The following is a 4815-nucleotide window of genomic DNA, read 5'->3' on the forward strand; positions in this document are numbered from 1 at the left end:
CGAGCCCGGCGTCGGCACCGCCCGGGAGCGGGAGACGTCCGCGGCCGAAGCCGAGCAGCCCGCCGAAGGCGGAGGCCGCACGTCCGGGGCCGGCATGGAGCGCAAGCCCGGTGAGCGGTCGGCGGAGGAGCCGATGGTCCGCTCGGAGGAGCGGATGCGCGCGACGACCGACGAGGTCGAGAGTGGCCGGGTGCGCCTGCGTAAGTACGTGGTCACCGAGGAACAGCAGATGACGGTTCCGGTCTCGCACGAGGAGGTGCGCATCGAACGCGAGCCGATCACCGAGGCCGACCGCGCCGAGGGGGGCCGGATCGGCGAGGAGGAGCAGGAGATGACCCTGCACTCCGAGCAGGCGCACGTGGAGAAGGAGAGCGTGCCGGTGGAGAAGGTCCACCTGGAGAAGGAGCGGGTGACCGAGGAGGAGACCCTTTCCGACGAGGTGCGCAAGGAACGCTTCGAGATCGACGAGGAAGGCGGCTCGCCGGGCGGTGGTACACACCGCTGAGGCGATGCCTCCGCGACGACGCGGGCTGTGGTGGCCGGTGCTTCGCACCGCTCGCACACGGCCCGCGTCGCTGTGTGCGCCGGGTGTGTCCGCCTCCGGCGCGCGCGGACCGTCCGTAGTGGAGTGAGCCAGTGGAGTGAGCCGCGGGCGCCCACGCGGTGCGGGGAGTATCCCGTTTCAGCCCGTTCAAACCTCGATGTTGGCAGTGCCACACGAAGGAAGTGAGGACGCGACCGCGAACCGCTGGGTAGCGTGAGCCCGCCAGGTCGGCCCGTGCCGACCGCGGCGATGTGTCTCGACCGGCCGGGTGCCGGTGGCTGCCTCGCGGAAGGACCCAAGACCTTGCGGCGAACCCTGCCGCCGATGCTGCGCGCGTTCTCCAATCGCAACTACCGGCTGTGGGCCGCGGCCGACCTCGTCTCGGTCACGGGGACCTGGATGCAGGTGCTCGGGCTGAACTGGGTGGTGCTGGAGCGCACGGGATCGGCGACCTCGGTGGGACTGTCGGTGGCGCTGAGCACCGTGCCCGCGTTGTTGTTCGGGCCGTGGGCCGGAGCTCTCGCCGACCGGGTCCCGCCCCGGCGCCTCATCGTGGCGGGAGAGTCGCTGCATGTGGTGATCGCGCTCTCGCTCGCGGTGACGGTGTGGCTGGGTCTGCCGTTACCGGTGCTGTTCGGGCTGACGGCGACGGCCGGTCTCGTGGGCTGTTTCGAGGGACCCGCGCTCGGCCGTTTCGCCAGCCAGGTGGTGCCGCGCGCCGACCTGGGCAACGCGCTCGCATGGAACTCGGTGACGAACTCGACCGGCCGCGTGCTGGGGATGAGCCTGGCGGGCGTGCTGGCGGCCCTCGTCGGTGAGCCGGTGCTGTTCCTGATCAACGGCACCACGTTCCTCGCGGTGATCGCCACGGTGATGGTGATGCGCGCGGAGCGGTTCCACACGCTGGAGACCAGCGCGCCCGAGCACGCCGGGGTGCGTGCGGGACTTGCCTATCTGCGCACCCAGCACCTGTTGCTGGTGCTCTTCGCGCTCGGGTTCGTGCTGTCCTCGCTGGGGCGCAACTACCAGGTGACGATGGCCGCCATGGCCGACGGCCCGCTCGGCGCGGGATCGGCGGGGTACGGCACGCTGTCGTCGGTGTTCGCGGTGGGCACCGTGCTCGGGGGACTGCTGGCCGCGCGTGTCCAGCACTTCACGATGCCGCTGCTGCTCGGCGTCGCCGCGGCGACCAGCGTCCTGCAGGCCGTCAGCGGTTATCTCCCGGGGCTCGTGGGGTTCGCGGTGGCGCTGGTGCCGATCGCGGCGGGCGCGGTGGTCATCGACACGGTGAAGAGCACGCGTCTTCAGCTCGACGCGGCGGAGAGCATGCGGGGACGGGTGCTCGCGGTGCAGGGCAGTGTCGCCGCCGCCGCGGGGGCGATGGGCGCTCCCGCGCTCGGGTGGTTGTCGGAGCGGCTCGGCCCGCAGGGCGCGCTGTTCACGGCAGGCGTGGTGACGTTGGCGGTGACCGGACTGGCGGCACTCGCGCTCCGTGGACTCACCCGCACACCGAGGGCCGTGCCGGAACCGCAGCCCACCCCCACCCCCGCGGGCGACGCGGAAACCACGAAACCCCTGGTCGCCGTCTGACCCCCACCCACCCGCGAGTTGCCCCTCCCGGTTCGCGAGTTGCCCCTTCTGGTCCGCGATTTGCCCCTTCCGGTCCGCGAGTTGCCCCTTCCCGTTCGCGAGTTGCCCCTTCCGATTGGCGAGTTGCCCTTACGGCCCGGTGCGTGGGACCTGCCCGGCCCGTCCGCGAGAACGCCGGCATCGCGCCGGTCAACGCTTTCCCAACCGGAGGGTCGTGCGAGGACGCCCCCGAACGACCTCCGTACGGGGTCGGTGGCATGTGGACAGGCTCACGTCCGAGCGCGGCAGGAGGCGCGGAGAACGTCTCGGCGTCTCGGTCCACCCATCGCCACGACGGTGACGACGGTCTCAACGGGCAACTCGCGGGCAGGAGGGGACAACTCACGGGCAGGAGGGGGCAATTCGCGGGCAGGAGGGGGCAACTCGGCGTCCGGAAGGGGCGACTCGGGTGCATGAAGGGGCAACTCGCGTGGCCAGGTTTGGCGGGGTTCTACAAAGTGGGTGGGGCGACGTGGTGAGTCGCGATCATTACCGCGACGGCCGCGGCGCGAGAGAGTGGCAGGCAGGTCCCATGTGTCGTCACAGGAGCAGGAGGGGGTTGTCGGTGTTTCGCCGTGTCGCCGTCGTGAACCGGGGAGAAGCCGCGATGCGGCTGATCCACGCCGTCCGGGAGTGCAACGCCGACGGTGGGCCGCAGTGGGAGACGGTGGCGCTCTACACCGACGTCGACCGCGACGCCACCTTCGTGCGTGAGGCCGACGACGCCTACTGCCTCGGACCCGCCGCGCGCCGGCCGTACCTCGACCTGGACGTGCTCGAACGCGCCCTGGTCGAGACCGGTGCCGACGCCGCGTGGGTGGGCTGGGGCTTCGTCGCCGAGGAGGCCGCCTTCGTCGAACTGTGCGACCGTCTGGGCGTCACCTTCGTGGGGCCCGGCGCCGACGCGATGCGCAGGCTCGGTGACAAGATCGGCGCCAAGCTGCTCGCCGAGGAGGTCGGGGTCCCGGTCGCGCCGTGGAGCCGTGGCCCGGTGACCGACCTGGACGCCGCGCATACCGCCGCCGCCTCGATCGGCTACCCGCTGATGCTCAAGGCGACCGCGGGCGGCGGTGGCCGCGGTATCCGCGTGGTCCACTCCGCCGACGAGCTGACCGACGCCTACGAGCGCACCAGCTCCGAGGCCGAGCGTGCGTTCGGCAGCGGTGTCGTGTTCCTCGAACGCCTGGTCACCGGCGCCCGGCACGTCGAGGTCCAGGTCATCGCGGACGGCAAGGGCACCGCCTGGGCCCTCGGCGTGCGGGACTGCTCGGTGCAGCGCCGCAACCAGAAGGTCATCGAGGAGTCGTCCTCACCATTGCTGGATGCCGAGCAGACGCACGAGCTCAAGACCTCCGCCGAGCGGTTGGCCCTGGCGGTGGGGTACCGGGGCGCGGCCACCGTCGAGTTCCTCTACCACCCGGGTGAGCGGCTGTTCGCGTTCCTCGAGGTGAACACGCGGCTGCAGGTGGAGCACCCCATCACCGAGGCCACCACCGGGATGGACCTGGTCAAGGCACAGCTGCACGTCGCTGGAGGCGGCACGCTCGACGGCGAACGGCCCGCCGAACTCGGCCACGCCGTCGAGGCCCGGCTCAACGCCGAGGACCCCGACCGCGATTTCGCCCCCGCGCCGGGCCGGATCTCCCTGCTGCGGCTGCCCGCGGGGCCCGGTGTGCGGGTCGACACCGGTGTCTCCGAGGGAGACACGATCCCCGCCGACTTCGACTCGATGATCGCCAAGATCATCGCGTACGGCCGTGACCGCGCCGAGGCGCTGGCGCGGCTGCGCCGCGCGGTGGCGCAGACCAGTGTGCTGGTCGAGGGAGGTGCGACCAACAAGAGCTTCCTGCTCGACCTGCTCGACGCCGAGGAGGTCGTCGACGCGAGCGCCGACACCGGCTGGATCGACCGCGTGCGCGAGCAGGGGCGGCTGCGCAATACGCGGCACTCGGGCATCGCGCTCGCCGCCGCGGCGATCGAGGCCTACGAGGAGGCCGAGGAGGCCGAGCGCAGGCACCTGCTCTCCACCGCCTACGGCGGAAGGCCGCAGGTGCGGCACGCGGGCGGCCGCACCATCGACCTCAAACTGCGCGGCACCGGCTACCGGATCGGCGTGGCCCGTACCGGGCCGCGCGGGTTCACCGTGGCCCTCGACGACGGCGCGACCGTGCGCACGCTGGACACCGAGCTGGAGCGCGTGGACGCCGCCTCGGCCCGGCTCCTGGTGCACGGCCACCGCTACCGATTGATCACGGGCACGCACGGGCCCGTCCACGTCGTCGAGGTCGAGGGGGTGACCCACCGGATCAGCAGGGACGAGGGCGGCGTGCTCCGCTCGCCCGCGCCCGCGCTGGTGGTGGCCACTCCGGTCGAGGTGGGCGCCGAGGTGGAGGCCGGGGCACCGGTGCTCGTGCTGGAGAGCATGAAGATGGAGACGGTGGTGCGCGCGCCGTTCCGGGCGGTGGTGCGGGAGCGGTCGGTCTCCATCGGCAGCCAGATCGAGGCGGGCACCGCGCTGGTGCGGCTGGAGCCGCTGGGCGATGACGAGACCCAGGCTTCGACGGCGGACGACGCCGTCGACCTGGAGCTGCCCGCCCCGGCCGTGGCGGGTGGTGCGCGCGAGCGCGCGGACCGCGCGCTGG

At 72.3% G+C, this 4815-nt stretch carries 3 protein-coding genes; all 3 read left to right on the forward strand.

The features are described from left to right. Nucleotides 1-505 (forward strand): YsnF/AvaK domain-containing protein (locus tag SACSA_RS22350; protein ID WP_083940213.1); only part of this gene is annotated, 505 nt, incomplete at its 5' end. 363 nt (nt 506-868) lie between these two features. After that, nucleotides 869-2134, forward strand: coding sequence for an MFS transporter (locus SACSA_RS0110095; protein WP_048876634.1), 1266 nt, complete (start codon nt 869-871; stop codon nt 2132-2134). A 604-nt stretch (nt 2135-2738) separates the two neighbouring features. Continuing rightward, a partial coding sequence (locus tag SACSA_RS22355) for an acetyl/propionyl/methylcrotonyl-CoA carboxylase subunit alpha (RefSeq protein ID WP_048876635.1) occupies nt 2739-4815 on the forward strand: 2077 nt, incomplete at its 3' end.

The organism is Saccharomonospora saliphila YIM 90502, assembly GCF_000383795.1.
Lineage (GTDB): Bacteria > Actinomycetota > Actinomycetes > Mycobacteriales > Pseudonocardiaceae > Saccharomonospora > Saccharomonospora saliphila.